This is a genomic window from Achromobacter xylosoxidans, assembly GCF_014490035.1.
In the GTDB taxonomy this organism is placed as follows: domain Bacteria; phylum Pseudomonadota; class Gammaproteobacteria; order Burkholderiales; family Burkholderiaceae_B; genus Achromobacter; species Achromobacter bronchisepticus_A.
The window spans coordinates 3,183,129-3,207,783 of sequence record NZ_CP061008.1 but is presented as its reverse complement, the minus strand read 5'-3'; the positions used below and the strand labels follow the sequence as shown (position 1 = coordinate 3,207,783).

The 24,655-nt window shown below is 67.2% G+C and carries 25 protein-coding genes; 13 read left to right on the top strand and 12 right to left on the bottom strand.

Features of this window, described 5'->3' with window-relative positions; translation table 11 throughout:
• Window positions 1-21 precede the first annotated feature (21 nt).
• The 4 genes from IAG39_RS15035 to IAG39_RS15020 are packed head-to-tail and all read left to right on the top strand — an operon-like array spanning window position 22 to window position 1,955.
• On the top strand, window positions 22-681 hold the full coding sequence (locus IAG39_RS15035) for a DUF502 domain-containing protein (RefSeq protein ID WP_059380050.1): 660 nt from the start codon (window positions 22-24) through the stop codon (window positions 679-681).
• Between the two features lie 35 nt (window positions 682-716).
• Entirely contained in the window at window positions 717-962 is a 246-nt protein-coding gene (locus tag IAG39_RS15030) for an RNA-binding S4 domain-containing protein (protein ID WP_059380049.1), read from the top strand.
• Window positions 963-994: 32 nt separating this feature from the next.
• Window positions 995-1,570: a restriction endonuclease gene (locus tag IAG39_RS15025; RefSeq protein WP_059380048.1), complete on the top strand. Its 576-nt coding sequence runs from the start codon at window positions 995-997 to the stop codon at window positions 1,568-1,570.
• A 13-nt stretch (window positions 1,571-1,583) separates the two neighbouring features.
• A complete protein-coding gene (locus IAG39_RS15020) occupies window positions 1,584-1,955 on the top strand; it encodes a DUF2784 domain-containing protein (protein WP_118932066.1) in 372 nt (123 codons plus the stop codon).
• A gap of 8 nt (window positions 1,956-1,963) precedes the next feature.
• Here IAG39_RS15020 and IAG39_RS15015 read toward each other — a convergent pair whose 3' ends face one another.
• From IAG39_RS15015 to IAG39_RS15005, 3 genes are all read right to left on the bottom strand, one after another.
• Entirely contained in the window at window positions 1,964-3,091 is a 1,128-nt protein-coding gene (locus IAG39_RS15015) for an acyl-CoA dehydrogenase family protein (protein WP_059380046.1), read from the bottom strand.
• Between the two features lie 130 nt (window positions 3,092-3,221).
• Window positions 3,222-5,039, bottom strand: coding sequence for a glycoside hydrolase family 15 protein (locus IAG39_RS15010; protein ID WP_118932067.1), 1,818 nt, complete (start codon window positions 5,037-5,039; stop codon window positions 3,222-3,224).
• 3 nt (window positions 5,040-5,042) lie between these two features.
• Window positions 5,043-5,864 carry a glucose 1-dehydrogenase gene (locus tag IAG39_RS15005; RefSeq protein ID WP_118932068.1) on the bottom strand — a complete coding sequence of 274 codons (822 nt, stop codon included), beginning with the start codon at window positions 5,862-5,864 and terminating at the stop codon, window positions 5,043-5,045.
• 125 nt (window positions 5,865-5,989) lie between these two features.
• On the opposite strand from IAG39_RS15005, the gene IAG39_RS15000 reads away from it, so the two are divergent.
• Window positions 5,990-7,066, top strand: a complete 1,077-nt coding sequence (locus tag IAG39_RS15000; protein ID WP_223283339.1) for a sensor domain-containing diguanylate cyclase — start codon at window positions 5,990-5,992, stop codon at window positions 7,064-7,066.
• Between the two features lie 60 nt (window positions 7,067-7,126).
• On the opposite strand, the gene IAG39_RS14995 is transcribed toward IAG39_RS15000, so the two are convergent.
• From IAG39_RS14995 to IAG39_RS14970, 6 genes are all read right to left on the bottom strand, one after another.
• Entirely contained in the window at window positions 7,127-8,857 is a 1,731-nt protein-coding gene (locus IAG39_RS14995) for an ABC transporter substrate-binding protein (RefSeq protein WP_054453885.1), read from the bottom strand.
• Between the two features lie 116 nt (window positions 8,858-8,973).
• Window positions 8,974-9,282 (bottom strand): DUF2160 domain-containing protein, encoded by a 309-nt coding sequence (locus tag IAG39_RS14990; protein WP_059380042.1) that lies wholly within the window; start codon window positions 9,280-9,282, stop codon window positions 8,974-8,976.
• Between the two features lie 19 nt (window positions 9,283-9,301).
• Window positions 9,302-10,114 carry a carbohydrate ABC transporter permease gene (locus IAG39_RS14985; protein ID WP_059380041.1) on the bottom strand — a complete coding sequence of 271 codons (813 nt, stop codon included), beginning with the start codon at window positions 10,112-10,114 and terminating at the stop codon, window positions 9,302-9,304.
• Window positions 10,107-10,997, bottom strand: coding sequence for a carbohydrate ABC transporter permease (locus IAG39_RS14980; RefSeq protein ID WP_118932070.1), 891 nt, complete (start codon window positions 10,995-10,997; stop codon window positions 10,107-10,109). The genes IAG39_RS14985 and IAG39_RS14980 overlap by 8 nt, the downstream gene beginning before the upstream one ends.
• Window positions 10,994-12,082, bottom strand: coding sequence for an ABC transporter ATP-binding protein (locus IAG39_RS14975; protein ID WP_118932071.1), 1,089 nt, complete (start codon window positions 12,080-12,082; stop codon window positions 10,994-10,996). The genes IAG39_RS14980 and IAG39_RS14975 overlap by 4 nt, the downstream gene beginning before the upstream one ends.
• Window positions 12,082-13,167, bottom strand: a complete 1,086-nt coding sequence (locus tag IAG39_RS14970; protein ID WP_059380038.1) for an ABC transporter ATP-binding protein — start codon at window positions 13,165-13,167, stop codon at window positions 12,082-12,084. Before IAG39_RS14970 ends, IAG39_RS14975 begins: the two co-directional genes overlap by 1 nt.
• Before the next feature lie 210 nt (window positions 13,168-13,377).
• Between IAG39_RS14970 and IAG39_RS14965 the strand changes: the two genes are divergently transcribed.
• Together IAG39_RS14965 and IAG39_RS14960 are read left to right on the top strand one after the other, a co-directional pair.
• Complete coding sequence (locus IAG39_RS14965) at window positions 13,378-14,169, top strand: DeoR/GlpR family DNA-binding transcription regulator (protein ID WP_013394120.1); 792 nt, start codon at window positions 13,378-13,380, stop codon at window positions 14,167-14,169.
• Between the two features lie 5 nt (window positions 14,170-14,174).
• Entirely contained in the window at window positions 14,175-15,773 is a 1,599-nt protein-coding gene (locus tag IAG39_RS14960) for a glycerol-3-phosphate dehydrogenase/oxidase (RefSeq protein WP_118932072.1), read from the top strand.
• Between the two features lie 49 nt (window positions 15,774-15,822).
• Here the strand turns inward: IAG39_RS14960 and IAG39_RS14955 are convergent, their stop codons facing one another.
• From IAG39_RS14955 to IAG39_RS14945, 3 genes are all read right to left on the bottom strand, one after another.
• Window positions 15,823-16,422, bottom strand: coding sequence for an HD-GYP domain-containing protein (locus tag IAG39_RS14955; protein WP_059380037.1), 600 nt, complete (start codon window positions 16,420-16,422; stop codon window positions 15,823-15,825).
• Between the two features lie 166 nt (window positions 16,423-16,588).
• Window positions 16,589-17,269 carry a type 1 glutamine amidotransferase domain-containing protein gene (locus tag IAG39_RS14950; protein ID WP_059380036.1) on the bottom strand — a complete coding sequence of 227 codons (681 nt, stop codon included), beginning with the start codon at window positions 17,267-17,269 and terminating at the stop codon, window positions 16,589-16,591.
• Window positions 17,266-18,315, bottom strand: a complete 1,050-nt coding sequence (locus IAG39_RS14945) for an NADP-dependent oxidoreductase (RefSeq protein WP_059380035.1) — start codon at window positions 18,313-18,315, stop codon at window positions 17,266-17,268. Before IAG39_RS14945 ends, IAG39_RS14950 begins: the two co-directional genes overlap by 4 nt.
• A 165-nt stretch (window positions 18,316-18,480) precedes the next feature.
• Here IAG39_RS14945 and IAG39_RS14940 point away from each other — a divergent pair, with 165 nt between their 5' ends.
• The 6 genes from IAG39_RS14940 to IAG39_RS14915 all read left to right on the top strand — a co-directional run bounded on the left by IAG39_RS14940 (window position 18,481) and on the right by IAG39_RS14915 (window position 24,614).
• Window positions 18,481-19,197 (top strand): TetR/AcrR family transcriptional regulator, encoded by a 717-nt coding sequence (locus IAG39_RS14940; protein ID WP_118932073.1) that lies wholly within the window; start codon window positions 18,481-18,483, stop codon window positions 19,195-19,197.
• Window positions 19,198-19,199: 2 nt separating this feature from the next.
• Window positions 19,200-20,168 carry an HlyD family secretion protein gene (locus IAG39_RS14935; protein WP_059380034.1) on the top strand — a complete coding sequence of 323 codons (969 nt, stop codon included), beginning with the start codon at window positions 19,200-19,202 and terminating at the stop codon, window positions 20,166-20,168.
• Window positions 20,165-21,130, top strand: a complete 966-nt coding sequence (locus IAG39_RS14930; RefSeq protein ID WP_118932074.1) for an ABC transporter ATP-binding protein — start codon at window positions 20,165-20,167, stop codon at window positions 21,128-21,130. The genes IAG39_RS14935 and IAG39_RS14930 overlap by 4 nt, the downstream gene beginning before the upstream one ends.
• Window positions 21,127-22,272 (top strand): ABC transporter permease, encoded by a 1,146-nt coding sequence (locus IAG39_RS14925; protein WP_118932075.1) that lies wholly within the window; start codon window positions 21,127-21,129, stop codon window positions 22,270-22,272. Before IAG39_RS14930 ends, IAG39_RS14925 begins: the two co-directional genes overlap by 4 nt.
• Window positions 22,273-22,278: 6 nt before the next feature.
• The gene (locus tag IAG39_RS14920) at window positions 22,279-23,760 is read left to right on the top strand and encodes an efflux transporter outer membrane subunit (protein ID WP_118932076.1); all 1,482 of its coding nucleotides are present in this window, start codon (window positions 22,279-22,281) and stop codon (window positions 23,758-23,760) included.
• A gap of 131 nt (window positions 23,761-23,891) precedes the next feature.
• The gene (locus IAG39_RS14915; RefSeq protein ID WP_118932077.1) at window positions 23,892-24,614 is read left to right on the top strand and encodes a response regulator transcription factor; all 723 of its coding nucleotides are present in this window, start codon (window positions 23,892-23,894) and stop codon (window positions 24,612-24,614) included.
• Window positions 24,615-24,655 lie beyond the last annotated feature (41 nt).

The window sequence follows — 24,655 nt, the reverse complement described above, 5'->3', positions numbered from 1 at the left end:
CTAATTTATTTGCCTATGTCTATGACCCGTCTCTACAAGTACTTCTTCCGCGGACTGATCACGGTCCTGCCGCTGGCCCTGACGATCTACCTGCTCTACATCTTCCTGGCGTGGACCGAAGCCGTGGCGCTGACCTTCCTGCGCCCCTTCATCGGCGGGTTCTACGTGCCGGGCATGGGCCTGGCGCTGGGCATCCTCGGCATCCTGGCCATCGGCTACCTCGTATCCAAGGAACGCGTGCAGCGCGTGCTGGTGCTGCTGGAAATGCCGTTCACCAACCTGCCGGTGGTCAAGAGCATCTATTCGTCGCTGAAGAGTTTCGCGGACTATTTCTCACCCAGTTCCAAGAACACCGCCCAGCAGGTCGTGATCCTGCGCGTGCCTGGCCAACAGCTGGAGCTGGTCGGCCTGGTCACGCGCCGCAACATGGAAGGCTTGCCCGAAGGCTTCAGCCAGGGCGAGCGCGTGGCCGTGTACCTGCCGATGGGCTACATGATCGGCGGCTATACCGTGTTCGTGCCGCAGGAATGGGTCCAGCCCATCCAGATGTCGGTCGAGGAAGCCATGCGTTCGTCCCTGATCGCCTGGATGGCTCGCGCCGAAACCACCAACAACCGTCCCGCCGCGCAGGAGCCTCCCGCCCCCGCGCAGGACGGCGCCAACGGCGGCGGCCAGGCCTGAGCGCCCCGCCCTCACCTCTCTACCAAACTCTCGCTATGCCCATCATCGAATTCACGCTGGCCGAAGGCAGCCCCTATATTGAAGTGAACCAGCTGCTCAAGGCCACCGGCGTGTGCGACAGCGGCGGCGCGGGCAAGATGCTGGTGGCCGAAGGCCACGTCAGCGTGGGCGGCGTGGTCGAAAGCCGCAAGACGGCCAAGATCCGCGCCGGCCAGATCGTGACCTGCGGCGACGTGCGCATCGTCGTGCGCGGCCCCGACGCTGGCGGCCAGGACGCCTGAAGCCCTCACAACCCGCCCGACCGCGAGCCGCCATGAAACTCAAGATGTCCCAGAACTCCATTTTTGCCGTGCTGCTGCGTTCGCCCTGGTGGATGAGCGCCGGCGTGGCCGTGTTGCTGTCGGCCGCCGGCTTTGCCGCGCTGCCGCTGGAGTACGCCGCGATGGGCGTGTTCGCGGCGGTGCCGTTCGCGGTCATCGCCATCATGGCGGCCTACAAGCAATTGCGCGCGCCCTCGGGCGCGCGGGTGCAGGCCGTGGCCGAAGCCGCCGCCGGCATGTCCTGGGCGGATTTTTCCAAAACCGTCGAAGCGGGCTTTCGCCGCGACGGCTGTGAAGTGCAGCGCCTGCAACTGCCCGGCGCCGATTTCGCGCTGACCAAGGACGGCCACGTCGCGCTGGTCAGCGCCAAGCGCTGGAAAGCCGCGCGCGTCGGCGTCGAACCGCTGCGCGAGCTGCAGGCCGCGCGCGAAAAGCGCGGGGCGCGCGAAGCGATATACATCGCGCTTGGCGAGGTCTCGGACAATGCGCTGCAATACGCCAAGTCGCAGGGCGTGTCGCTGATGACGGCGCCCGAACTGGCCAAGCTGCTGCGCGACCTCAAGCCCTGAGCCGGGTGCGGTCATGAGCTACCGCCTGCTTGCAGACCTTGTGCTGGCCGTGCATGGCCTCTTTGTTGCCTTCGTGGTGTTCGGCGGACTGCTGGCGCTGTGGAAGCGCTGGATCGCCTACCTGCACCTGCCGGCGCTGGCCTGGGGCGCGCTGGTGATAGGCATGGGCTGGATCTGCCCGCTGACGCCGCTGGAGATTTCGCTGCGCCAGCAGGCCGGCCAGCAAGGCTATGGCGGCGGCTTCATCGAACACTACGTGTTGGCGCTGATCTACCCCGAAGGCATCACCCGCGGCACGCAGATCGTGCTGGCGGCCTTGCTGATCGTGGGCAACGTCATCGTCTATGCCCTGTGGGCGCGGCGCGGCCGGCGCCAGCCGGCCTAGTCTTCCATTTACAAGGCCCGGGCGATCACCAGGCGCTGGATGTCGCTGGTGCCCTCATAGATCTGGCAGACGCGCACGTCGCGATAGATGCGCTCGACCGGAAAATCCTTCAGATAGCCGTAGCCGCCCAGCGTCTGGATGGCGGCGGAGCAGACCTTTTCGGCCATCTCGGAGGCGAACAGCTTGGCCATGGACGCTTCCGTCAGCGCCGGCCTGCCAGCTTCGCGCAAGGCTGCCGCATGCAGCACCATCTGGCGCGCCGCATGGATCTGCGTGGCCATGTCGGCCAGGCGGAACGCGACCGCCTGATGCTCCATGATGGGTTTGCCGAAGGCCTGCCGGTCGCGCGCATAGTCGCGCGCGCACTCGTAGGCGGCGCGCGCCATGCCCACGGATTGGGACGCGATGCCGATGCGCCCGCCCTCCAGGTTGGACAGGGCGATCTTGTAGCCCTCGCCCTCCGCGCCCAGCCGGCAGGCCGCCGGAATGCGCATGTCCTCGAACGCGATCTGGCAGGTGTCGGAAGCATGCTGGCCCAGCTTGTCTTCCACCCTCAGCACCTTGTAGCCCGGAGTATCGGTAGGCACGATGAAGGCCGAGATGCCGCGCTTGCCGGCATCCGGGTCGGTCACGGCGAACACGATCACGACCTGGCCGCTGCGCCCCGACGTGATGAACTGCTTGGCGCCATTCAGGATGTAGTCGTCGCCATCGCGGCGCGCCCGGGTGTGCAGGCTGCTGGCGTCCGAGCCCGCCTGCGGCTCGGTCAGCGCAAATCCGCCGATATGCTCGCCCGTTGCCAACGGACGCAGGAACTGTTCTTTCTGCGCGTCGGTGCCGAACTTCAGGATGGGCATACAGGCGACCGAATTGTGCACGCTCATGATGGTGGAGCAGGCGCCATTGCCAGCCGCGATTTCCTCCAGCGCGACGGCGTACGAGATATACCCGCTGTCGTTGCCGTCCCAGGCTTCGGGCACCAGCATGCCGAAAAAGCCCAGCTGCGCCATTTCGGCGATGGCGTCGGCGGGATAGTGATGCTCGCGGTCCCAGCGTTCCGAGTTGGGCGCCAGGCGCTCCTGCGCGAAGCGGCGCGCCATTTCCTGGACGCTGAGCTGTTCTTCGGTCAAAAGCATGCTTGTCTCTCCTGGATGCGGTGGCGGCCGACGCGCGGCCTGCTCTGTTCTGCGGTTCGGCCCGCCTTGGGGCGACCGTTAGATCGCCAGAATACACCGGGCCGGCAAACGCGGGATGCCGCTGCGCGGCCTATTCCCGCGGCGCGTCCTGCTCGGAACGCTGACGCGCCGGACCGCTGGCTCGGCTCAGGTTGTAGGCGGTATTGACCAGCCCGATGTGCGAGAACCCTTGCGGGAAGTTGCCCACCAGGCGGCGCCGAGTCACGTCGTATTCCTCGGCCAGCAGGCCCAGGTCGTTGCGCAGCCCCAGCAGCCGCTCGAACAGGCGTTCGGCGTCATCGATGCGCCCCTGCATGACGTAGGCGTCGGCCAGCCAGAAGCTGCAGGCCAGGAACACCCCTTCGTCGCCCGGCAAGCCGTCGCTGGCATGCTGGTTGGAATAGCGCAGCAGCAGGCCGTCGCGCAGCAGTTCGCGCTCGATAGCGCGCACCGTGCCAGTAACGCGCGGATCATCCGCGGGCAGGAAACCCACCTGGGGGATGAGCAGCAGGCTGGCATCCAGCTCGTCCGACCCATAGCTCTGCACGAAGCTGCCGCGGGCCTGGTTGTAGCCATGCTTGCAGATGTCCGCCCGGATGCGGTCGGCCAGGCGCTGCCATTCATCGCGCGGCCCGCGCAGGCCGAAGCGATCGCAGGATTGCACCGCACGGTCGAAGGCCACCCAGCACATCAAGCGCGAATGCGTGAAGGCGCGGCGCTCGCCCCGCACTTCCCAGATGCCGTGGTCCAGATCCTGCCAACGGCGCTTCAACGGCTCCAGCAGCACGTTCTGCAGGCGCCAGGCCTCGGCCAGCGGCGCCAGGTCCGCGGCGCGCGCCGCATACAGGGTTTCGATCAGTTCGCCATAGACGTCCAGCTGGCTCTGGCCGGCGGCGCCGTTGCCGCGGCGCACCGGCAGGCTGCCCTCATAGCCCGGCAGCCAGGGGATTTCAAGTTCGGGCAGCCAGCGTTCGCCAGCGATGCCGTACATGATCTGCAACTGGTCGGGATGCCCGGCCACCGCGCGCAACAGCCATTGGCGCCAGGCCTCGGCCTCCTCTCGGTAGCCTGCATTGAGCAAGGCGTACAAGGTCAGCGCCGAATCGCGCAGCCAGCAGTGCCGGTAGTCCCAGTTGCGGCTGCCGCCCAGGGCTTCCGGCAGCGAGGTCGTGGGCGCGGCGATGATGCCGCCGGTCGGGTGGAAGGTCAGCAGCTTCAAGGTAATCAGCGAGCGCACCACGGCGTCGCGGCCTTCCTCGCTGCCCTCCCAGCGGCAGCGCTTGGCCCATTCCTGCCACCAGGAAATGGTGCGGTCCATGCTTTCCACGCGGTCCGGCACGAAATGCGGGGTGCGGTGCGAACGGTGGTAAGACAGCGTGAACGGCACCACCCGGCCCGGATGCACGGTGAAGCGCGCCGTGGTGGTGAGTTCGTGCCCGGCCAGGTCCACCGGCGTGTGCAGCTCGACCGCGTCGGGGCCCGCGATGGCGCTCAGGCCATAGTCACGCCGGCGCACCCAGGGCACGGCCTGCCCATAGTTGAAGCGTAGCTCCATCTCCATGTCCATCTGCACGTGTCCGGATTCGCCGCGCACGATGCGCACCACGTCGGCGCGCTCGTCGTCGTCGCTCAAGGGCATGAAGTCGTACAGCAGCGCCGTGCCCGAGCCGGTTTCGTAGCGCGTTTCCAGCACCGCGGTATCCGGCACGTAGCGGCGCGATACCGTGCAGTTCCGTGCGTGCGGCGCGATGCGCCAGCGTCCATGCCGTTCATCGCCCAGCAGCGCCGCGAAGCAGGCGGGCGAATCGAAATGCGGCAGGCACAGCCAATCGATGGAGCCGTCGCGCGCCACCAGCGCGGCGGACAGCATATTGCCGATCAGGCCATAGTCTTCCAGGGGCTTGGACATGGCCTAGCCCGCGCCACGGAATTCGGGATACAGCGTCATGCCGCCGTCGACGAACAGGGTCGTGCCGGTGACGTAATCGGACGCGTCGCTGGCCAGCCACACGGCGGCCTGCGCCACGTCTTCGGGTTCGCCGATGCGGCCGTAGGGAATCAGCTGCAACAGCCTGGCCAGGCTTTCCGGCGTATCCCAGGCCGGCTGGTTGATGGCTGTGCGTATGGCGCCCGGCGCAATCGAATTGACGCGTATCCGGGCCGGCGCCAGCTCCTGCGCCAGCGATTTCATCAGCATCGACACGCCACCCTTGGATGCCGCGTAGTTCACCTGGAAGGCCCAGGGTATGGCCTCGTGCACGGAACTGATGAAAACGATGTTGCCCGCCGCCAGCCTCTGCCGCGCCGGGTCGACCGGTTGCGACTGGAACTGCCGCGCAGCGGCGCGCGCACATAGGAACTGTCCCGTCAGGTTCACGTCGATGACGCGCTGCCAGTCGGCCAGCGTCATGTCCGCAATCGGCGCGGGATGTTCTATGCCCGCGTTGTTGACCAGGATGTCCAGCCGCCCGTAATGCTGCAGCGCCTGCGCAAACAGGTGCTCCACCTCGGACTCCTTGCTGATGTCGGCGGCCGCGGTGACGGCCGAACCGCCCTGCCGCTGGATCGCTTCGGCGACGGCCGCGGCCCGCCCCTGCGAATCGCCGCCCGCGCGATGATTCACCACCACCTGCGCGCCAGCCGCCGCCAGCCCGATCGCGATGGCCCGGCCGATGCCGGAGGATGCGCCTGTCACCACGGCCACCCGGCCGCGCAGTTCGCTCGCGTGATGCATGCCTGCCTCCCTGGCGGCCGCTACCCGTCGAGCCCGGCCGCCGCGTGTGGAAAGTCCAGGGTAGTCCTGCGCGACGGTTCCATGCAAGCCGCTGCGCAGCGTGCATAATGCCCACCCATATGCCCATGCTTCCTGGAGACGCCGTGCTGGATCCGATACTTGCAGAACTGTCGACCACCCTGCCCGAGGCCAAGTCGGTCGAACAGCTGACGCGCCCGCTGCTGGACATGCTGGGCGCGGTGACCGGGCTGGAATCCACCTACCTCACATCCATCGACCTGAAGGCCGATCTCCAGCGCATCCGCTACGCGCGCAACGCCGGAACACTGCAAATCCCCGAAGGCCTGTCCGTGCCCTGGGACGACACGCTGTGCAAACGCGCGCTGGACGAAGGCCGCATGTGCACCAGCGACGTCTCCAGCTGCTGGCCGGATTCCGACGCCGCCCGGCAACTGGGCATCCAAACCTATCTGAGCGCGCCGGTGCGCACGGATGAGGGCGTGCTGTTCGGCACCCTGTGCGCCGCCAGCGCCACGCAGCACCGGATCGAACCGCAGGCCGAATCGGTGCTGAAACTGTTCTCCAGCGTGATCGCCCGCTTCCTGGAACGCGAAATGCTGATGGAACAGCTCCATGCCGCCAACGTCCAGCTCATGTCGTATGCGCTGACCGACGCGCTGACCGGCCTGCCCAACCGCCGCGCGCTCTACGAGGCGCTGGACCGCCTGCAGGCGCGCGCCATCCGCGAAGGCGGCAGCGTGCTGGTGGGCGTGATCGACCTGGACGGCTTCAAGGGCATCAACGACGTCTATGGCCACCAGCAAGGCGATGTGTTCCTGCAGGAAGTGTCGCGCCGCATCTCCGCGGCGCTGCGCGGTTCGGACATGCTGGGTCGCATGGGCGGCGACGAATTCGTGCTGATCGGCCCCGGCCCGGCCCTGGCTGCGGGCGACGGCCCCCATGGCGTGCACGCGCCGCGCGGCGATGCCGAGGAAGCTGCCCGTTCCCTGGAAGAGCGCGCCACCGCCGCCACCGTGGGCCGCTACCAGCTCGGCGACGCAACCGTCCCGTACGAAGGCGCCAGCGTCGGCGTGGTGGCGCTGGACCCGCGCGGCCTGGACGCCGAAGCCGCCGTGCGCCTGGCCGACACCCGCATGTATGAAGTCAAGCGCGCGCGCAAGGCGGCGCGGGTCATACACTGACGGGCAAAAAAAAGACCCGGCGCATTGCCGGGTCCGGGTCGTCTGCAGCGTTCGGCCGGCTTACCTCACCTTGCCCTGCTTCCACGCATCGAGCAGCTTCTCATAGGCGATCGTCTCGCCCTTGGGCTTTTCGTTGGCCAGTTTCTTCCACGGCGCATGCTGGTCCGACAGCCACTTGCTGGGGTCGCTCTTGGGGTTGAGCTTGGGCGCGCACTGCGCCATGCCGGCCCGCTCCAGCCGCGCCATGACCTGATCCATTTCATTGGCCAGGTTGTCCATGGCGGCCTGCGGGGTCTTTTCGCCGGTGACCGCGGTGGCGACGTTCTTCCACCACAGCTGCGCCAGCTTGGGATAGTCAGGCACGTTGTTGCCGGTGGGCGTCCACGCCACGCGCGCCGGGCTGCGGTAGAACTCGATCAGGCCGCCGTAGTTCGCCGCGTTCTTGGTGAAGAACTCGCTGTTGATGTCGCTGTCGCGGATGAAGGTCAGGCCGGTGATGGACTTCTTCAGCGACACCGACTTGGACGTGACGAACTGCGCGTACAGCCAGGCCGCCGCCATCTTGTCCGGGTTGGTGGACTTGAAGAAGGTCCAAGAACCCACGTCCTGGTAGCCGTTCTGCATGCCGTCCTTCCAGTACGGGCCGTAGGGCGACGGGGCCATGCGCCACTTCGGCGTGCCATCATCGTTGACCACCGGCAGGCCCTTCTTGGTCATGTCGGCGGTGAAGGCCGTGTACCAGAAGATCTGCTGCGCGATCTGGCCCTGGGCAGGCACCGGGCCGGATTCCGAGAAGGTCATGCCCATGGCCTGCTGCGGCGCGTACTTCTTCATCCAGTCCACGTACTTGGTCAGGGCATAGACCGCGGCCGGACTGTTGGTGGCGCCGCCGCGCGCCACCGACGCGCCGACCGGCGTGCACTTGTCGTCCGCCACGCGGATGCCCCACTCGTCCACCGGCATGCCGTTGGGCAGGCCCTTGTCGGCGGCGCCGGCCATGGACAGCCACGCGTCGGTGAAGCGCCAGCCCAGCGACGGGTCCTTCTTGCCGTAGTCCATGTGGCCATAGACCTTCTTGCCGTCCAGTTCCTTGACGTCGTTGGAGAAGAAGTCGGCGATGTCTTCATAGGCGGACCAGTTGGTGGGCACGCCCAGCTCGTAGCCGTACTTGGCCTTGAACTTGTCCTTCAGGTCCTGCCGCGCGAACCAGTCGGCGCGGAACCAGTAGACGTTGGCGAACTGCTGGTCGGGCAGCTGGTAGAGCTTGCCGTCTGGCGCGGTGGTGAACTTGGTGCCGATGAAGTCCTTCAGGTCCAGGTTGGGATTGGTCCATTCCTTGCCTGCGCCGGCCATATAGTCGGACAGCGGCAGGATGGCGCCGTAGCGGTAGTGCGTGCCGATCAGGTCGGAATCCGAAATCCAGCCGTCGTAGATGGATTTGCCGGACTGCATCGAGGTCTGCAGCTTCTCGACCACGTCGCCTTCCTGGATCAGGTCGTGGTTGACCTTGATGCCGGTGATCTCCGAAAAAGCCTTGGCCAGCGTCTTGGACTCGTACTCGTGCGTGGTGATGGTTTCCGACACCACGCTGATCTCGTTCACTCCCTTGGCCTTGAGCTTGGCGGCGGCCTCGATGAACCATTTCATCTCGGCCATCTGCTGGTCCTTGGACAGCGATGAAGGTTGGAACTCCGAATCGACCCACTTCTTCGCTTCCGGTTCGCCTGCCCAGGCCGCCGAAGTCCCGATCAGGGCGATGGCGGCTGCCATGGCGTGCATGCGCAATTTCATGACCTGTCTCCTCGATAAGTCTTCCCCATCGTTTGCTGCGGACCGCTGGCCGGGGAAGACGCTGGCCGATAGTCCTTACCAACCGCTTGAATACGCGAAGGGTCTGACGCCCCTCTTCAGCCTTTCCTCATGACGAATGCCAGCAGCAGCATGGACGCGATGAAACTGATCCAAACCGATGGCGGCTCGTCCAGCGAAAACCATTCCGCTGCCTTTTGGCCTAACCCCAGGAACGCCAGATTGAGCCAGGCCGCGGCCATCAGGCCGATGAAAAGCCGGTCGCCGCGCGTGGTGCGCAGGGGCAGGAAGCCCTTGCGCTCGGCCGTGGGCGATTTCAGTTCCCACACCGTCATGCCGACCAGCATCAGCACGATGCAGGAAAAGAACACAGCGACGGGAGTGGTCCATACCATCCAGCTGAACATGAGCGCGCTCTCCTTGCCTCTACACCCGGCCCATCGCGAAGCCCTTCGCGATGTAATGCCGCACGAACCAGATGACGATGCCGCCCGGCACGATGGTCAGCACGCCCGCCGCGGCCAGCACGCCCCAGTCCATGCCGGAAGCCGACACGGTGCGGGTCATGGTGGCGACGATGGGCTTGGCGTTGACCGAGGTCAGCGTGCGCGCCAGCAGCAGCTCCACCCAGCTGAACATGAAGCAGAAAAATGCCGCCACGCCCACGCCCGACTTGATCAGCGGCAGGAAGATCGTCAGGAAAAAGCGCGGGAATGAATAGCCGTCGACATAGGCGGTCTCGTCGATCTCGCGCGGCACGCCGGACATGAAGCCCTCCAGGATCCAGACCGCCAGCGGCACGTTGAACACCAGGTGCGCAAGCGCCACGGCCAGGTGGGTGTCCATCAGGCCGAAGGAGCTATAGAGCTGGAAGAACGGCAGCAGGAACACCGCGGGCGGCGTCATGCGGTTGGTCAGCAGCCAGAAGAACACGTGCTTGTCGCCGATGAAGCGGTAGCGCGAAAAGGCGTAGGCCGCCGGCAGCGCCACGGCCAGGGAAATCACCGTGTTGATGACCACGTAGATCAGCGAATTGATGTAGCCGGAGTACCAGGCCGGGTCGGTGAAGATGGTGCGATAGTGCTCGAAGGTGAAGTCGCGCGGCCACAGCGTCAGGGTGCTGACGATCTCCGTGTTCGTCTTGAACGACATGTTCAGCATCCAGTACAGCGGCAGGATGGCGAAGATCAGGTACAGGGTCAGGAAGACGCCGCGCCAGCGGGAATTTTTCTCACGCATTTGCGCGCTCCTCGTCAAAGCCGCCAGTGGTTCCGGCGCGCTGCATCCAGTTGTAGAGGATGAAGCACAAGAGCAGGATGATCAGGAAATAGATGATGGAGAACGCGGCCGCCGGCCCGAGGTCGAACTGGCCCACCGCCTTCTGCGTCAGGTACTGCGACAGGAAGGTGGTGGCGTTGCCCGGCCCGCCGCCCGTCAGTACGAAGGGCTCGGTGTAGATCATGAAGCTGTCCATGAAGCGCAGCAGCACCGCGATCATGAGTACGCCGCGCATCTTGGGCAGCTGGATGTAGCGGAACACCGCCAGGCGCGAGGCGCCGTCGATGCGGGCGGCCTGGTAATAGGCGTCCGGTATGGCGCGCAAGCCCGCGTAGCACAGCAGCGCCACCAGCGGCGTCCAGTGCCATACGTCCATGATCAGCACCGTGACCCAGGCGTCGAAGTCGTTGCCGGTGTAGTTGTAGTCCACGCCCAACCACGACAGCGTGGCCCCCAGCAGGCCGATGTCGGTGCGCCCGAACACCTGCCAGATGGTGCCCACCACGTTCCAGGGGATCAGCAGCGACAGCGCGATGATCACCAGCACCGCGGAAGCGCGCCAACCGCTGGCGGGCATGGACAGGGCCAGCAGTATGCCCAGCGGGATCTCGATGGCCAGCACGGCCAGAGAAAAGCCGATCTGGCGGAACAGCGCGCCATGCAGTTCTTCATCCTGCAGCACGGCGGCGTACCACTCGGTGCCGACGAAGACGCGGCGCTCGGGCGAGATGATGTCCTGCACCGAATAGTTGACGATGGTCATCAGCGGCAGGATGGCCGAGAACGCCACGCACAGCACCACGGGCAGGACCAGGAACCAGGCCCGGTGATCTATGGGTTTCATCGGATCAGCTCCTCGTCGCGGTAAAAGCAGGTGTGCGGATTCAGCACCGACAGCCAGACCGTGCCGCCAGTCGCGGCCGGGACGATGTTGCTGGCCAGCCGGGCGCGCACCGGCGCGCCCTCGAAGTCCGCCACCAGCAGCGTGTAGGTGCCCACGTCCTGCATCCGCTCCACGCGCATGGCCACGGCGCCGGGCGCGCCCGGCTCGGTGATGCGCAAGTATTCCGGCCGCACGCCCAGCTTCACGGGACCCGCGCCGTCCAGCTTTGCCGCCATCTCCGCCGGCAGCCCGGCGACGCGGCTCTTGCCCAGTTCCAACCCGCCGTCGCGCCATTGCGCCGGCAGGAAGTTCATGCCCGGCGAGCCGATGAAATGGCCCACGAAGGTATGCGCCGGCCGCTGGAACAAGTCATCCGCGGTCCCGACCTGCACCGCCCTGCCGCGCGCCATCACCATGACCTCGTCGGCAAAGGTCAGCGCCTCGGTCTGGTCGTGCGTCACGTAGATCAGCGTCAGCTTGAACTCGTGGTGGATTTCCTTGAGCTTGCGCCGCAACTCCCATTTGAGCTGCGGGTCGATCACGGTCAGCGGCTCGTCGAACAGGATGGCCGACACGTCGCTGCGCACCAGCCCGCGCCCCAGCGAAATCTTCTGCTTGGCGTCGGCGGTCAGGCCGCTGGCGCGCCGGTCCAGCACATGCGACATCTCCAGCATCTCGGCGATGCGCCCGACGCGTTCGCCGATGAGCTTGGGCGCCATGCCGCGGTTACGCAGCGGAAACGCCAGGTTCTCGGCCACGGTCATGGTGTCGTACACCACCGGAAACTGGAATACCTGAGCGATGTTGCGCGCCTGCGGGGTCTTGTCCGTGACGTCCTGGCCGTCGAACAGGATGCGCCCGTGCGACGGCCGCAGCAGGCCCGACACGCAATTGAGCAGCGTGGTCTTGCCGCAACCGGACGGCCCCAGCAAGGCGTAGGCCCCGCCGTCCTTGAAGGTGAAGGAAAGCGGCAGCAGCGCATAGTCCTCGTCGGTCTTGGGGTCTGCAACGTAGGAATGGGACAGGTCCAGCTCGATCTGCGCCATCAGGCCGCCTCCCCCGCGCCCGCCGGCTGCCGCGGCGCCGCCAGCAGCGCGCCGCCCGCGCCGAAGGCGTAGGTCTGCGCCGGGTCGAAATAGAACTGCACGCGGTGGTCCAGCGTATAGCGGTGGACCCCGGGCAATTGCGCCACCACGTCGCCCGCCTCCGTCTGGGCGTGCACGAAGGTGTCGGACCCGGAGATCTCGGCCAGCTTCACCACCCCGGGCAGCACGATGTGGCCAGGCCGCGGCTCGACATCGAGGGCGCCGGCGCGCAGGCCGGCGGTAATCTCCGTGTCGGCGCCTTGCGGCAGCGCCCGTTCCACCGCCAGGTCTCCGTGCAGCACGAAGCCGGACGCCGTGCGGCGCGCGGCAAACAGATTCATGGGCGGATCGCTGAAGGCGCGGGCCACGCGGATGGAATTGGGGCGGTGAAAGACCTCGGCCGTGGGACCGTATTGCAGCAGTTCGCCCGCATCCAGCACCGCGGTGTGGCCGCCCAGCAACAGGGCCTCGCCCGGCTCGGTAGTGGCATAGACCACCGTGGAGCGTCCTTCGGCGAACAACTCGGAAAGTTCGTCGCGCAGTTCCTCGCGCAGCTTGTAGTCCAGGTTCACCAGGGGCTCGTCCAGCAGGATGAGCGGCGCGTCCTTGGCCAGCGCCCGGGCCAGCGCCACCCGCTGCTGCTGCCCGCCGGACAGCTCCGAGGGATAGCGTTCCAGCAGATGGTCGATGTGCAGCCGCGCCGCCATGGCGCGGACTTTTTCGCCGATGTCCGCCGCCCCGCGCAGCTTGAGCGGCGAAGCGATGTTGTCGTAGACCGACATGGAGGGGTAATTGATGAACTGCTGGTAGACCATGGCGACATTGCGCTGGCGCACTGGCACGCCGGTCACGTCGGCGCCGTCGACCAGCACGCGGCCTTCGGTGGGCCGGTCCAGCCCGGCCATGATGCGCATCAGCGAGGTCTTGCCCGCCAGGGTGGCCCCCAGCAATACCGTCATGGCGCCCTCGACGGGGGCCAGGCTCATGGGATACAGGTGCGTCTGCGAGCCGGCCCGCAAACCTACCCTGTCCAAGTTCAGCTGCATCTGGTCTCCTCTACCTACTAATACGTCCCTGTTTTTTACGGCGGACTTCGGTATTCGGTACAGCGGCTCGGCCTGCATTCAAGCGAACAGCAGGATGAGCATACTCTTTCAGATAGCTTTCGTTTATTGTGCGTTTTACTCAAGAAGCGAACAAAAAACAATCTTGCGGCGCGGCATTATTTTTCGCTTTTGTTGTTTTACTATACGAACATGACACTGAACCCCAGACAGAGCGCCTTGATCGAAATGGTGCGGGCCCAAGGCTCGGCCTCGATCGAGGAGCTCGCCAAACGCTTTGACGTCACGCTGCAGACGGTGCGGCGCGACGTCAATATTCTTTCCGAGGCGGGCCTGCTGTCGCGCTTTCACGGCGGCGTGCGCATCGAAGCGTCCACCATCGAGAACATCGCCTACCGCAAGCGCCAGGGCCTGCACGCCGCCGGCAAGCAGCGCATCGCCGAGGCCGTGGCGCGCGCCGTGCCCGACGGCTGTTCGCTGATCCTGAACATCGGCACCACCACCGAAGCGATTGCGCGCGCCCTGCTGCGCCATCGCGGCCTGCGCGTCATCACCAACAACCTGCACGTCGCCGACATCCTCTCGGACAACCCGGATTGCGAAGTCATCGTGGCCGGCGGCGTGGTGCGTTCGCGCGACCGCGGCATCGTCGGCGAAGCCACCATGGACTTCATCCGCCAGTTCAAGGTCGACATCGGCCTGATCGGCATCTCCGGCATCGAGGCCGACGGCACGCTGCGCGATTACGACTTCCGCGAAGTGCGCGTGGCGCGGACCATCATCGAACAGTCCCGCGAAGTCTGGCTTGCCGCCGACAGCAGCAAATTCAAGCGCCAGGCCATGGTGGAACTGGCGCACATCTCGCAAATCGACCGCTTCTTCACCGACGCGCATCCGCAAGAGCCGCTGGCGCAAGTCCTGCTGGACGCGGGCGTGCGCTGCGACGTCGCGGCCGCCCCGAATACCTTGAAGCAAACACCTTGAATCCCATGAACCAACCGCTAGCCTCCGTCGCCCCGCCCGACCGCAACCGCCTCCTGAACACGCTGGACAACACGCACTCCTGGGACGTGATCGTCATTGGCGGCGGCGCCACCGGCCTGGGCACGGCCGTCGATGCCGCCTCGCGCGGCTATCGCACCCTGCTGATCGAAGGCGCGGACTTCGCCAAGGGCACGTCCAGCAAGGCCACCAAGCTGGTGCACGGCGGCGTCCGCTATCTGGCGCAGGGCAACGTCAGCCTGGTGCGCGAAGCGCTGCACGAACGCGGCCTGCTCAACCGCAACGCGCCGCACCTGGTGTGGCCGCTGGGATTCGTGGTGCCGGCCTACAACCTGTTCGACCAGCCCTTCTATGGCATCGGCCTGAAGATGTACGACATGCTGGCCGGCAAGCTGAACCTGGCGCCCAGCCGCTGGCTGTCGCGCCGCGACACGCTGGCCAACGCGCCGACGCTGGCCGAGAACGTGCAGGGCAAGAATCTCAAAGGCGGCGTGCTGTATTACGACGGCCAGTTCGACGATGCGCGCCTGGCGGTGAGCCTGATGCGCACGCTGTTCGACCTGGGCGGCACCGCGGTGAACTACATGCGCGCCACCGGCCTGACCATGACGGGCGGCAAGGTCGACGGCGTTACCGTGCAGGATGCGATCGGCGGCGCCAGCTTCACGCTGCGCGCGCGCTGCGTGGTCAACGCCACCGGCGTATGGGTGGACGCGGTGCGGCGCATGGAAGACAAGAACGCGCAGACCATGGTCGCGCCCAGCCAGGGCGTGCACCTGACCTTGCCGCAGGATTTCCTGCCGGGCAAGCGCGCCATCCTGATTCCCAAGACCGACGACGGCCGCGTGCTGTTCGTGGTGCCATGGAACGGCCACACCATCGTCGGCACCACCGATACGCCGCGCGACGATCTGCCGCTGGATCCGCAAGCGGGCGCGCAGGACGTGGATTTCATCCTGAGCACCGCGGCGCGCTATCTCAGCCGCAAGCCTACGCGCGACGACGTCACCAGCGTCTGGGCCGGACTGCGTCCGCTGGTCAAGGCCACCGGCGAAGCCTCCACCAAGTCCTTGTCGCGCGAGCACACCATCCTGGTATCCAAGGCCGGGCTGGTAACCGTCACCGGCGGCAAGTGGACCACCTACCGCCGCATGGCGCAGGACGTGGTCGACACGGCCATCCAGCACCAGCTGCTGACGCAGGCCACCTGCCGCACTGAATCGCTGCCGCTGCATGGCGCGGCGGGCCTGGCTCCGTCGCAGGAACATGCCGGCACGCCGGACAGCTACTACGGCAGCGATCTGCCAGCTTTGAAGGCGCTGCCCGGCGCCGACCGCATGCTGGTCAAGAGCAGCGGCTTGTCGGAAGCGCACGTGCGTTTCGCTGCGCGGTACGAACTGGCGCGCAGCGCCGAGGATGTGCTGGCGCGACGCAACCGCGCCTTGTTCCTGGACAGCGAGGCCGCGATGCTGGCGGCGCCCGAAGTGGCGCGCATCCTGGCCGAAGAGCTGGGGCATGATGCCGCGTGGCAGCAGCGCACGCTGCAGGAATTGGCGTTGGTGGCGGCGAATTACCGCTTGAAGTGACCCGCCGCCCGACTTGCACAACCCGCCGGCGGTGCTGGCGAGGTCTGTGCTACGGAACCCTTAGCGGGCTCTTCGCGATCATCGATTCGAATGTGCGCAACAGCGCCGGATCGCATTTGGCGCCGGCTTCCTGGTGCAGGATGCGCATGATCTCCGCGTGCGTGCGCGCGGGGTGATAGGGACGCGCATCGCCCAGGGCATCGTAGGAATCGGCCAGGGAAATGATGCGCGAATGCAGCGGGATGTTCTCGCCGCGCAGGCCTGCGGGATAGCCTGATCCGTCAAAATGCTCGTGGTGATGGCGCACCGCCCGCGCGATCAGCTCGCGTTGCGGGATGTCGCTGTGCATGATGATGTCGGCGCCCACCGCGGCGTGCGCCTTCATGATTGCCCAATCGTCCGGGTCCAGCCGCTTGGGCGAATACAGCACTCGGTCCGGCGTGCCGATCTTGCCGATGTCATGCAGGCGGGCAGCGACCGCGACCACCTCCTGTTCGGATTCCGGCAGGCCGCAGGCTCGGGCCAGCGCCACGCTCAGCGCAACAACTCTTTCGGAATGGCGGCCGGTGGCCGGGTCGCGCGCCCGCATGGCGGCAAACAAGGCCGCCACGCAGGAGCCTGCTGGATATTCGGGTACGTCTGGAGGCATCGGTCATCGCGCGCAAGTGGGTCGTGCCGCATTGCGCTGTAGCAAAAGGTCGCGATTCTGACACATTGCGCAGCAATCCTTGCCGATCAGATGCCGCGCCCCGGGGCAAAGCAGTGCCGGTCCCGTCCCGCGCATGCCGCGGAATCCAGGTCCGGCACGCCAGGACTCAATCCTTCAACCGGTCCAGCAGCGCCTGCGCCACGCCCACGGAAGACGCTGGATTCTGGCCCGTGACCAGCAGGCCGTCGCCGACCACGTGCGGCTGCCAGTCCGGGCCGCTGGTGTACTGCCCGCCCAACTGCTTCAGTTCATCCTCGACCAGGAAGGGCACCACGTCGCTCAACTGGACAGCCGCCTCTTCGGCATTGGAAAAGCCGGTGACCTGCCTGCCCTGCACCAGCGGCTTGCCGTCGGCCGTCTTGGCGTGGCGCAACACGCCGGGCGCATGGCAGACGGCCGCGACGGGCTTGCCCGCCGCCAGCATGGTTTCGATCAGCGCAACCGAATTGGAATCTTCCGCCAGGTCCCACAAGGGGCCGTGGCCGCCAGGGTAGAACACGGCGTCGTAGTCGGCCGCCTGCACCTGCGCCAGCCGCAAGGTGGCGGCCAGTTGCCGCTGCGCGTCCGCATCCTGGCGAAAGCGCCGCGTGTCGTCGGTCTGGGCGTCGGGGTCGTCGCTCTTGGGGTCCAGCGGCGGCTGGCCGCCCGCGGGCGAAGCCAGCGTGACCTTGGCGCCGGCGTCGACGAAGGCGTAGTACGGCGCAGCGAACTCCTCGAGCCAGAAGCCGGTCTTGCGGCCGGTGTTGCCCAGCGTGTCGTGGGAAGTCAGCACGATCAGGATGTTCATGTGGCGCTCCTTTCGTCCGGGCCGACGCGCACGATGCGCTTGCCGGCGTTTTCACCCCTGAGCAGCCCGATCAGGCCGCGCGGCGCGTTCTCCAGCCCATCGACCACATCCTCGCGGTACTTGATGCGGCCTTGCTTGATCAAGTCTTCCATCGCCTCGCGGAATTCGCCGTAGCGGTGCGCGTATTCGTTGAAGATGATGAAGCCCTGCATCTTGAGGCGCTTGGTGAGGATGGTGCGCATCAGCAGGCCCAGGCGGTCCGGCCCTTGCGGCTGGCTGGTGGCGTTGTAGGCCGAAATCAGGCCGCAGACCGGTATCCGCGCGCGCGGGTTCAAGAGCGGCAGCACCGCGTCGAAGACCGCGCCGCCGACGTTCTCGAAATACACGTCGATGCCCTGCGGCACGGCGCGCGCCAGGCGGCCCGGCAGATCGGGCGCCTTGTGGTCCAGGCAGTCGTCAAAGCCCAGTTCCTGGACCACGTAGCGGCACTTGTCCGCGCCGCCCGCGATGCCGATCACCTTGCAGCCATGGATCTTGGCGATCTGGCCGACCACCGCCCCGACCGCGCCGCTGGCCGCGGCCACCACCACGGTTTCGCCCGCCTTGGGCTGGCCGATGTCCAGCAAGCCCATGTAGCCGGTGAACCCAGGCATGCCCAGCACGCCCAGCGAGTAGGACGGATGTTCGGGATTGGGCCCCAGCCGCAGCAGGCCGGCGCCATCCGACAAGGCGTAATCCTGCCAGCCGGATTGCGCCAGCACCCACTCCCCCGCACGGTAGTCGGGATGATTCGAGGCTTCGACCCGCGTGACCGTGCCGCCGACCATGACGGCGCCGACCTGCACCGGTTCGGCATAGGACGGCGCGTCGCTCATGCGGCCGCGCATATAGGGATCGAGCGACAGGTACACGGTGCGCAGCAGCACCTGGCCGGGGCCGGGTTGCGGCACCTCGCCGGTTTCCAGGCGGAAATCGCTGTCCGCCGGCTCGCCCTGCGGGCGTGCGGCGAGCACGATGCGGCGGTTGATGGAAGACGATTGCGGCATGACGGTCCAGCCTCCTGCAAGTAAGCCGCCCGGGCCTGGCGCACACGACCCGGGTGGCGGGATGGGGTACCGATCCATTACACCATCGAAGCCCGCGCATCCGGCGCGTAACCCTGAAGAGCGCCCCTCTTTTAATTAATTAATAATTTAATTAACATACGCCGCATGCGTTCCGCTCCCTCTGCCCCCTCCCGCCGGCCCGGCCGTCCGCCGCGTCCCGACAATGCCGCCGCCCGCGCCAACCTGCTGGACACCGCCACCGGCCTGTTCGCGGCCCAGGGCGTCGCCGCCACCACGCTCACGCACATCGCGCAACGCGCCGGCGTCACCACGGCGATGGTGCATTACTACTTCAAGAGCCGCGACCAGCTGATCGACGCGGTGGTGCAAGAGCGGATCGTGCCGGTCATCGGCTACGTCTGGTCGCCGCTGCCGCAGGCTCAGACTCCCGCGTCCGACCCCGTCGCAGCCGCGCGCGCCTTCATCGCAGAGGTCGTGGGCCGGCTGGTGCAGAGCGCGGTCGAACGGCCCTGGCTGCCGGCCCTGTGGCTGCACGAGGTCGTGAATGAAGGCGGTCAGCTGCGCGAACGCGTGCTGCGCCATCTGCCCGCCGAACGTCTGCAGGCCTTCATCGGCCTCATCACCGAATGCCAGCTTGCGGGCGCCATTACCCCCGGCGTGGAGCCGCGGCTGGTCTTTCTTTCCGTCCTGGGACTGACCCTGCTGCCGCTGGCCACCTCCGGCCTGTGGCAGCGCGTCCTGCAGGACGCCGCGCAGCCGCAAGCCATAGACACCCGCGCGATCGCGGCCCACGCCATCGCCATGCTCACCGGCGGCCTGTTCTCGCCGTCCGCCCCGACTCCCGCCATTCCAGGACGCTGACCATGCGCATCCCTCCCGTCTTGCGCCGCCCCCTGCCCGCCTCGGCGCTGGCCTTGCTTGCCCTGGGCGGCTGCGGCAAGGACAGCGGCGCCTTCTTCCAGGGCTACGCCGAAGGCGAATATGTCTACGTGGCGTCGTCCGAGGCCGGCCGGCTGGCCGAGCTGCCGGTGCGGCGCGGTCAACAGGTGGAAGCCGACGCGCCGCTCTTCGCGCTGGAGGCCACGCGCGAAACCGCGGCGCGCGACCAGGCCAGCGCGCAGCTGGCCGCCGCCGTGGCCCAGGAAGAAGACATCGCCACCGGCAAGCGTCCGCCCGAAGTGGACGTCAGCCGCGCCCAGCTGGCGCAGGCCGAGGCGGCCAGCCGCCGCTCGGCGGCGCAACTGCGGCGCGATACCGACCAGTTCCGCATCGGCGGCATCGCGCGCGCGCAGCTGGACGACAGCCGCGAACAGGCGCAATCGGATGCGGCGCGGGTGCGCGAATTGCAGGCCCAGCTGGAAGTGGCCCGCCTGCCCGGCCGCGACGACCAGCGGCGCGCCCAGGCCGCCCAGGTCGACGCGGCCCGCGCCGCGCTGGCCCAGGCGGAATGGACATTGGCGCAGAAGCGCCTGGCGGCGCCGGCCGCCGGGCTGGTGTTCGACACGCTCTACCGCGTGGGCGAATGGGTGCCTGCCGGCAGTCCGGTGGTGAGCCTGCTGCCGCCGGGCAATATCAAGGTGCGCTTCTTCGTTCCGGAAACGGCGCTGGGCGCGCTGAAGGTGGGGCAACAGGCGACGGTGCGCTGCGACGGCTGCGGCGATCCCATCCCTGTCCGCATCGATTACATATCGGCCCAGGCCGAATACACGCCGCCGGTGATCTACAGCCGCGAAAGCCGCAGCAAACTGGTCTACATGGTGCAGGCGCGGCCAGCGCCCGAAGCCGCCACGCGGCTGCACCCGGGGCAGCCGGTGGAGGCGGTGCTGCAATGAGCGCGCCCGCCGCCACTCAGGAAGCGTCCGCCGGCCAGTACGTCATCGACGTGCACGGGCTGAACAAACGCTTTGGCAACAAGCACGTCGTCAACGACGTGTCGCTGCAGGTGCGCGAAGGCGAGATCTTCGGCTTCCTCGGCCCCAACGGCAGCGGCAAGACCACCTGCATCCGCCTGATGTGCGGCCTCTTGACGCCGGACTCGGGCAGCGGCACCTGCCTGGGCTACGACATCCTGCGCGACAGCGCGCAGATCAAGCGGCACGTCGGCTACATGACGCAGAAGTTCTCGTACTGGGACGACCTGACCATCCGCGAGAACCTGGACTTCGTGGCGCGCATGTACGGCATGCCCGAGCGCAAGGCAACGGTGGAGCGCGCGCTGGAAGACCTGGGCCTGCAAAGCCGCGCCAAGCAATTGACGGGTTCCTTGTCCGGCGGCTGGAAGCAGCGCCTGGCATTGGCGGCCTGCCTGCTGCACCAGCCCAAGCTGCTGCTGCTGGACGAACCCACGGCGGGCGTGGACCCGACCGCGCGGCGCGACTTCTGGGAGCAACTGCATGAGCTGGCGGCGCGCGGCATCTCGGTGCTGGTCAGCACGCACTACATGGACGAAGCCGAGCGCTGCCACAAGCTCGCCTACATTTCCTACGGCCGCCTGCTGACGCAGGGCACGGCCGAGGACGTCATCGCCGAGCAGCACCTGACCACCTGGGCCATCCATGGGCACAACCTGGTGCCGCTGGCGCAACGCCTGCGCGACGCGCCGGGCGTGGACCAGACCGTGGCCTTCGGTTCCGCGCTGCACATCAGCGGCCGCGACGCGGCCTTGCTGGAACGCACGCTCAGGGACGCCATCGCCGGCCAGGACCTGAGCCTGGAGCCCATCGACACCAGTCTGGAGGACGTCTTCATCTATCTGATGAAGCGCTCCACCGACAACTTCGCGAGCCCGCCATGATGCGCCATCTGCAAGGCTTTTCCTGGTCGCGCTGGTGGAGCATGGTGCTCAAGGAGTTCCTGCAGCTGCGCCGCGACCGCATCACCTTCGGCATGATCGTGGGCCTGCCCATCATGCAGCTGGCGCTGTTCGGCTACGCCATCAACACGAACCCGAAGCAGATGCCCACCGCGGTCATCAGCGCGGACCACAGTCCGTTCACGCGCAGCTTCGTCGCGGCGATGAAATCGTCGGACTACTTTCACATCATCGAGGAACTGGACAACGAAGAAGCCGGACGCACGGCGCTGGCCCAGGGCCGCGTGCTGTTCGTCCTGACCATCCCGCCGGACTTCAGCCGCAAGCTGCTGCGCGGCGAACGCCCCGCGCTGCTGATCGAGGCCGACGCCACCGATCCCATGGCGACCGGATTGGCCATAGGCGCGGCCACGCAGTTGTCGCAGGCCGTGGCGCAGAAGGACTTGACCGGACCGCTGGCCAGCCTGGCGGGCGGCCAGCCGCCCTTCGACGTGCTGGTGCACCAGCTCTACAACGAAGAGCAGATCTCGCAATACAACACGGTGCCGGGCCTGATGGGCGTGATCCTGACCATGACCCTGGTGATGATGACCGGCCTGGCCATGACGCGCGAACGCGAACGCGGCACGATGGAAAACCTGCTGGCGATGCCGGTACGGCCCCTCGAAGTGATGACGGGCAAGATCGTGCCGTACATCGCGATAGGCCTGATCCAGTCCAGCATCATCCTGCTGGCCGCGCACTTTGTTTTCCACGTGCCGTTCCTTGGGTCGCTGCTGGCCGTGTACCTGTCGGCGCTGGTGTTCGTGGCCGCCAACCTGACGGTGGGCATCACCCTGTCGTCGTTGGCGCAGAACCAGTTGCAGGCCATGCAGCTGACCATGTTCTATTTCCTGCCCAACATGCTGCTGTCCGGTTTCATGTTCCCGTTCCAGGGCATGCCGATGTGGGCGCAGTACCTGGGCAACCTGCTGCCGCTGACGCATTTCAACCGCCTGATCCGCGGCATCCTGCTCAAAGGCAACGGCTGGTGGGACTTGTGGCCCAGCATCTGGCCGCTGCTGGTGTTTACCGTGGTCGTCATGACCGCCGCCGTGAAGTTCTACCGCCGCACCCTGGATTGAACCGCCATGTCCCGCTCCACGCCTTTGCCCCTCCCGCCCACTGCGCCGCCGCGCCCGGCCGCGCTGGTCCTGTGCGCGCTGCTCGCGGGCTGCGCCGTGGGGCCGGATTTCGAGCGCCCGGCGCCGCCGCAGGTCGACGCCTATGCCGCGCCCCGCGATGCTTCTGCGCCCATCGGCGCGCAACGCCTGCAAGAAGGCGCCGACATCCCTGCGCAATGGTGGCAGCTGTTCCGCTCCGAAGCGCTCGACCAGCTGGTGCGGCAGGCCCTGCGGGCCAGTCCCACGTTGGAGCAGGCGCGCGCCCGCTTGCGTCAGGCAAACGAAGACCTGAACGCCGAAACCGGCGGCCGCATGCTGCCCCAGGTCAATGGCAACCTGTCGGCAACGCGGCAGAAGGTGGACCCCGCGGCCTTCGGCGTGCCGGTGGCCGAACAGCCCCCGCCCTTCACGCTCTACAACGCGTCCATCGACGTGTCCTACACGCTGGACGTATTCGGCGGCAACCGCCGCGCGCTGGAAGGCCTGGGCGCGCAGGCGGACTACCAGGCGCATGAGCTGCAGGCCGCACGCATGTCGTTGGCCGCCAACGTGGTCACCGCCGCCATCCGCCAGGCCGACCTGAGCGAACGCCTGACCGACACGCGGGCGCTGCTTGCGGCGCAGGAGCGGCAGCAGGACATCATGCGCCAGCGCCAACAGGCGGGCGGCGTGTCCGAAGCCGATCTGCGCAATCAGGAGCTGCTGGTCGCGCAGACCCGGGCCACGCTGCCGCCGCTGGAATACCAGCTGGCGCAGGCCACGCATCAACTGGCCGCTTACCTGGGCCTGGCGCCGGCCGAACTGCGATCCGCGCCCCTGCGGCTGGCCGACCTGACGCTGCCCGCCGACGTGCCCACCGGCGTGCCGTCGGCGCTGACCCGCCAGCGGCCCGACATCCTGGCCGCGGAAGCGCTCTGGCATCAGGCCTCGGCCAATGTCGGCGTGGCCGTCGCCAACCAGTATCCCCAGTTCACCCTGACCGCCAGCTTCGGCTCGCAACGCACCCGCATAGGCGACCTGTCCAATGGCCTGAACGTCTGGAGCCTGGGCCTGGGACTGGTCCAGCCGCTGTTCCACGGCGGCGAGCTGCGCGCGCGCACGCGCTCGGCCGAGGCCGCCTACGATGCGGCCGCGGCCGGCTACCGTCAAACAGTGTTGGAGGGCTTCCGGCAGGTCGCCGACGCCTTGCGCGCCGTACAGACCGACGGCGACGCCTACCTGGCCAGCGACGAGGCATGGCGCCGCGCAGATGAAGCCGAACGCATCGCGCAAGGCCGCTACCAGGCCGGCGGCATCAGCCACCTGAGCCTGCTGGACAGCCAGCGCCAACTGTTGCAGACACGGATTGCGCGCACCGCGGCGGACGCGGCGCGCCACGCCGACACCGCTGCCTTGCTGCAGGCGCTGGGCGGCGGCTGGTGGAACGAAACGCCCGCCGACGCACCATAACGGTGCTGCGACACGCCTCCCGTAACCATGCCCGAGAATTCGGGTCATAAAGTGGCGTTGTGCGAGGTTTAGGAAATCGCTGTATCCGATGCATCATGCATGCGCCCATGCTGCACAGATCACAACGATTCATGAATGACCTACTAGACCTGATCGTCTTCTCGCCCGATCCCGGCGTGCGCGCGCACCGCGGCGCCGCGCTGACGGAAATGGGTTTCTCGCCCCGGCTGTGCGAAGACTCCAACAGCCTGTTCCGCCTGTTTCAGGCCCGCCGCACCCCTTTGCTGGTGATGGAAACCGAACTTTCCGATCTCTGCATGGCCGTGGCCGGCCTGCGCGCCCTGGACACCACCGCGGGCATCGTCGCCATATCCAACTTCGACTCCCCTGAAAGCCGCATACTCGGGCTCCATTGCGGCGCCGACGTCTGCCTGCCGCCAGACGCGGGCGCAACGGAAATCGCCGCCGCGCTGCAGGCGCTGGTGCGGCGCATACCCGCGGCCGGCCGGCGCGCCGCAGATGCCGAGCCGCGCCCGGCGCAACCGGCGCCGGCAGGCGAAGCGATGGCCAAATGGCAATTCCACGACGCGGCCTGGACGCTGGTCAGCCCGCAAGGCAAACGCCTGGCCCTGACGCTGGCCGAGCGCGAATTCCTGCTCAAGCTGACGGCTTCCGCCGACAAGCGCCTGCCGCGCGCCGACGCGGCCATCACGGACTCGCATGGCGGCCACGAATCGATGCGGCGCACCGACGTGCTGGTCAGCCGCCTGCGCCGCAAGGCCCAGGACCTGAACCTGGAGCTCCCGATCCGCACCGTCTGGGGCTGGGGTTACGCCTTTACCGGAGAAATCTGAGGCGGCTGGCCGCGATCGGCGCACGCGCCGCCGCGGCGCTG

Bases quoted from the DNA above. Each gene is read 5' to 3' on its own strand.
- IAG39_RS14920 (WP_118932076.1), top strand. From the start codon at position 22,279: ATGTCCCGCTCCACGCCTTTGCCCCTCCCGCCCACTGCGCCGCCGCGC.
- IAG39_RS14975 (WP_118932071.1), bottom strand. From the start codon at position 12,082: ATGGCGCAGATCGAGCTGGACCTGTCCCATTCCTACGTTGCAGACCCC.
- IAG39_RS15025 (WP_059380048.1), top strand. From the start codon at position 995: ATGAAACTCAAGATGTCCCAGAACTCCATTTTTGCCGTGCTGCTGCGT.
- IAG39_RS14935 (WP_059380034.1), top strand. From the start codon at position 19,200: ATGCGCATCCCTCCCGTCTTGCGCCGCCCCCTGCCCGCCTCGGCGCTG.
- IAG39_RS14960 (WP_118932072.1), top strand. From the start codon at position 14,175: ATGAACCAACCGCTAGCCTCCGTCGCCCCGCCCGACCGCAACCGCCTC.
- IAG39_RS14955 (WP_059380037.1), bottom strand. From the start codon at position 16,422: ATGCCTCCAGACGTACCCGAATATCCAGCAGGCTCCTGCGTGGCGGCC.
- IAG39_RS15035 (WP_059380050.1), top strand. From the start codon at position 22: ATGACCCGTCTCTACAAGTACTTCTTCCGCGGACTGATCACGGTCCTG.
- IAG39_RS14940 (WP_118932073.1), top strand. From the start codon at position 18,481: ATGCGTTCCGCTCCCTCTGCCCCCTCCCGCCGGCCCGGCCGTCCGCCG.
- IAG39_RS14985 (WP_059380041.1), bottom strand. From the start codon at position 10,114: ATGCGTGAGAAAAATTCCCGCTGGCGCGGCGTCTTCCTGACCCTGTAC.
- IAG39_RS14950 (WP_059380036.1), bottom strand. From the start codon at position 17,269: ATGAACATCCTGATCGTGCTGACTTCCCACGACACGCTGGGCAACACC.
- IAG39_RS14970 (WP_059380038.1), bottom strand. From the start codon at position 13,167: ATGCAGCTGAACTTGGACAGGGTAGGTTTGCGGGCCGGCTCGCAGACG.
- IAG39_RS15005 (WP_118932068.1), bottom strand. From the start codon at position 5,864: ATGCATCACGCGAGCGAACTGCGCGGCCGGGTGGCCGTGGTGACAGGC.
- IAG39_RS14965 (WP_013394120.1), top strand. From the start codon at position 13,378: ATGACACTGAACCCCAGACAGAGCGCCTTGATCGAAATGGTGCGGGCC.
- IAG39_RS14930 (WP_118932074.1), top strand. From the start codon at position 20,165: ATGAGCGCGCCCGCCGCCACTCAGGAAGCGTCCGCCGGCCAGTACGTC.
- IAG39_RS14990 (WP_059380042.1), bottom strand. From the start codon at position 9,282: ATGTTCAGCTGGATGGTATGGACCACTCCCGTCGCTGTGTTCTTTTCC.
- IAG39_RS14915 (WP_118932077.1), top strand. From the start codon at position 23,892: ATGAATGACCTACTAGACCTGATCGTCTTCTCGCCCGATCCCGGCGTG.
- IAG39_RS14995 (WP_054453885.1), bottom strand. From the start codon at position 8,857: ATGAAATTGCGCATGCACGCCATGGCAGCCGCCATCGCCCTGATCGGG.
- IAG39_RS14925 (WP_118932075.1), top strand. From the start codon at position 21,127: ATGATGCGCCATCTGCAAGGCTTTTCCTGGTCGCGCTGGTGGAGCATG.
- IAG39_RS14945 (WP_059380035.1), bottom strand. From the start codon at position 18,315: ATGCCGCAATCGTCTTCCATCAACCGCCGCATCGTGCTCGCCGCACGC.
- IAG39_RS15020 (WP_118932066.1), top strand. From the start codon at position 1,584: ATGAGCTACCGCCTGCTTGCAGACCTTGTGCTGGCCGTGCATGGCCTC.
- IAG39_RS15010 (WP_118932067.1), bottom strand. From the start codon at position 5,039: ATGTCCAAGCCCCTGGAAGACTATGGCCTGATCGGCAATATGCTGTCC.
- IAG39_RS15030 (WP_059380049.1), top strand. From the start codon at position 717: ATGCCCATCATCGAATTCACGCTGGCCGAAGGCAGCCCCTATATTGAA.
- IAG39_RS15000 (WP_223283339.1), top strand. From the start codon at position 5,990: ATGCTTCCTGGAGACGCCGTGCTGGATCCGATACTTGCAGAACTGTCG.
- IAG39_RS14980 (WP_118932070.1), bottom strand. From the start codon at position 10,997: ATGAAACCCATAGATCACCGGGCCTGGTTCCTGGTCCTGCCCGTGGTG.
- IAG39_RS15015 (WP_059380046.1), bottom strand. From the start codon at position 3,091: ATGCTTTTGACCGAAGAACAGCTCAGCGTCCAGGAAATGGCGCGCCGC.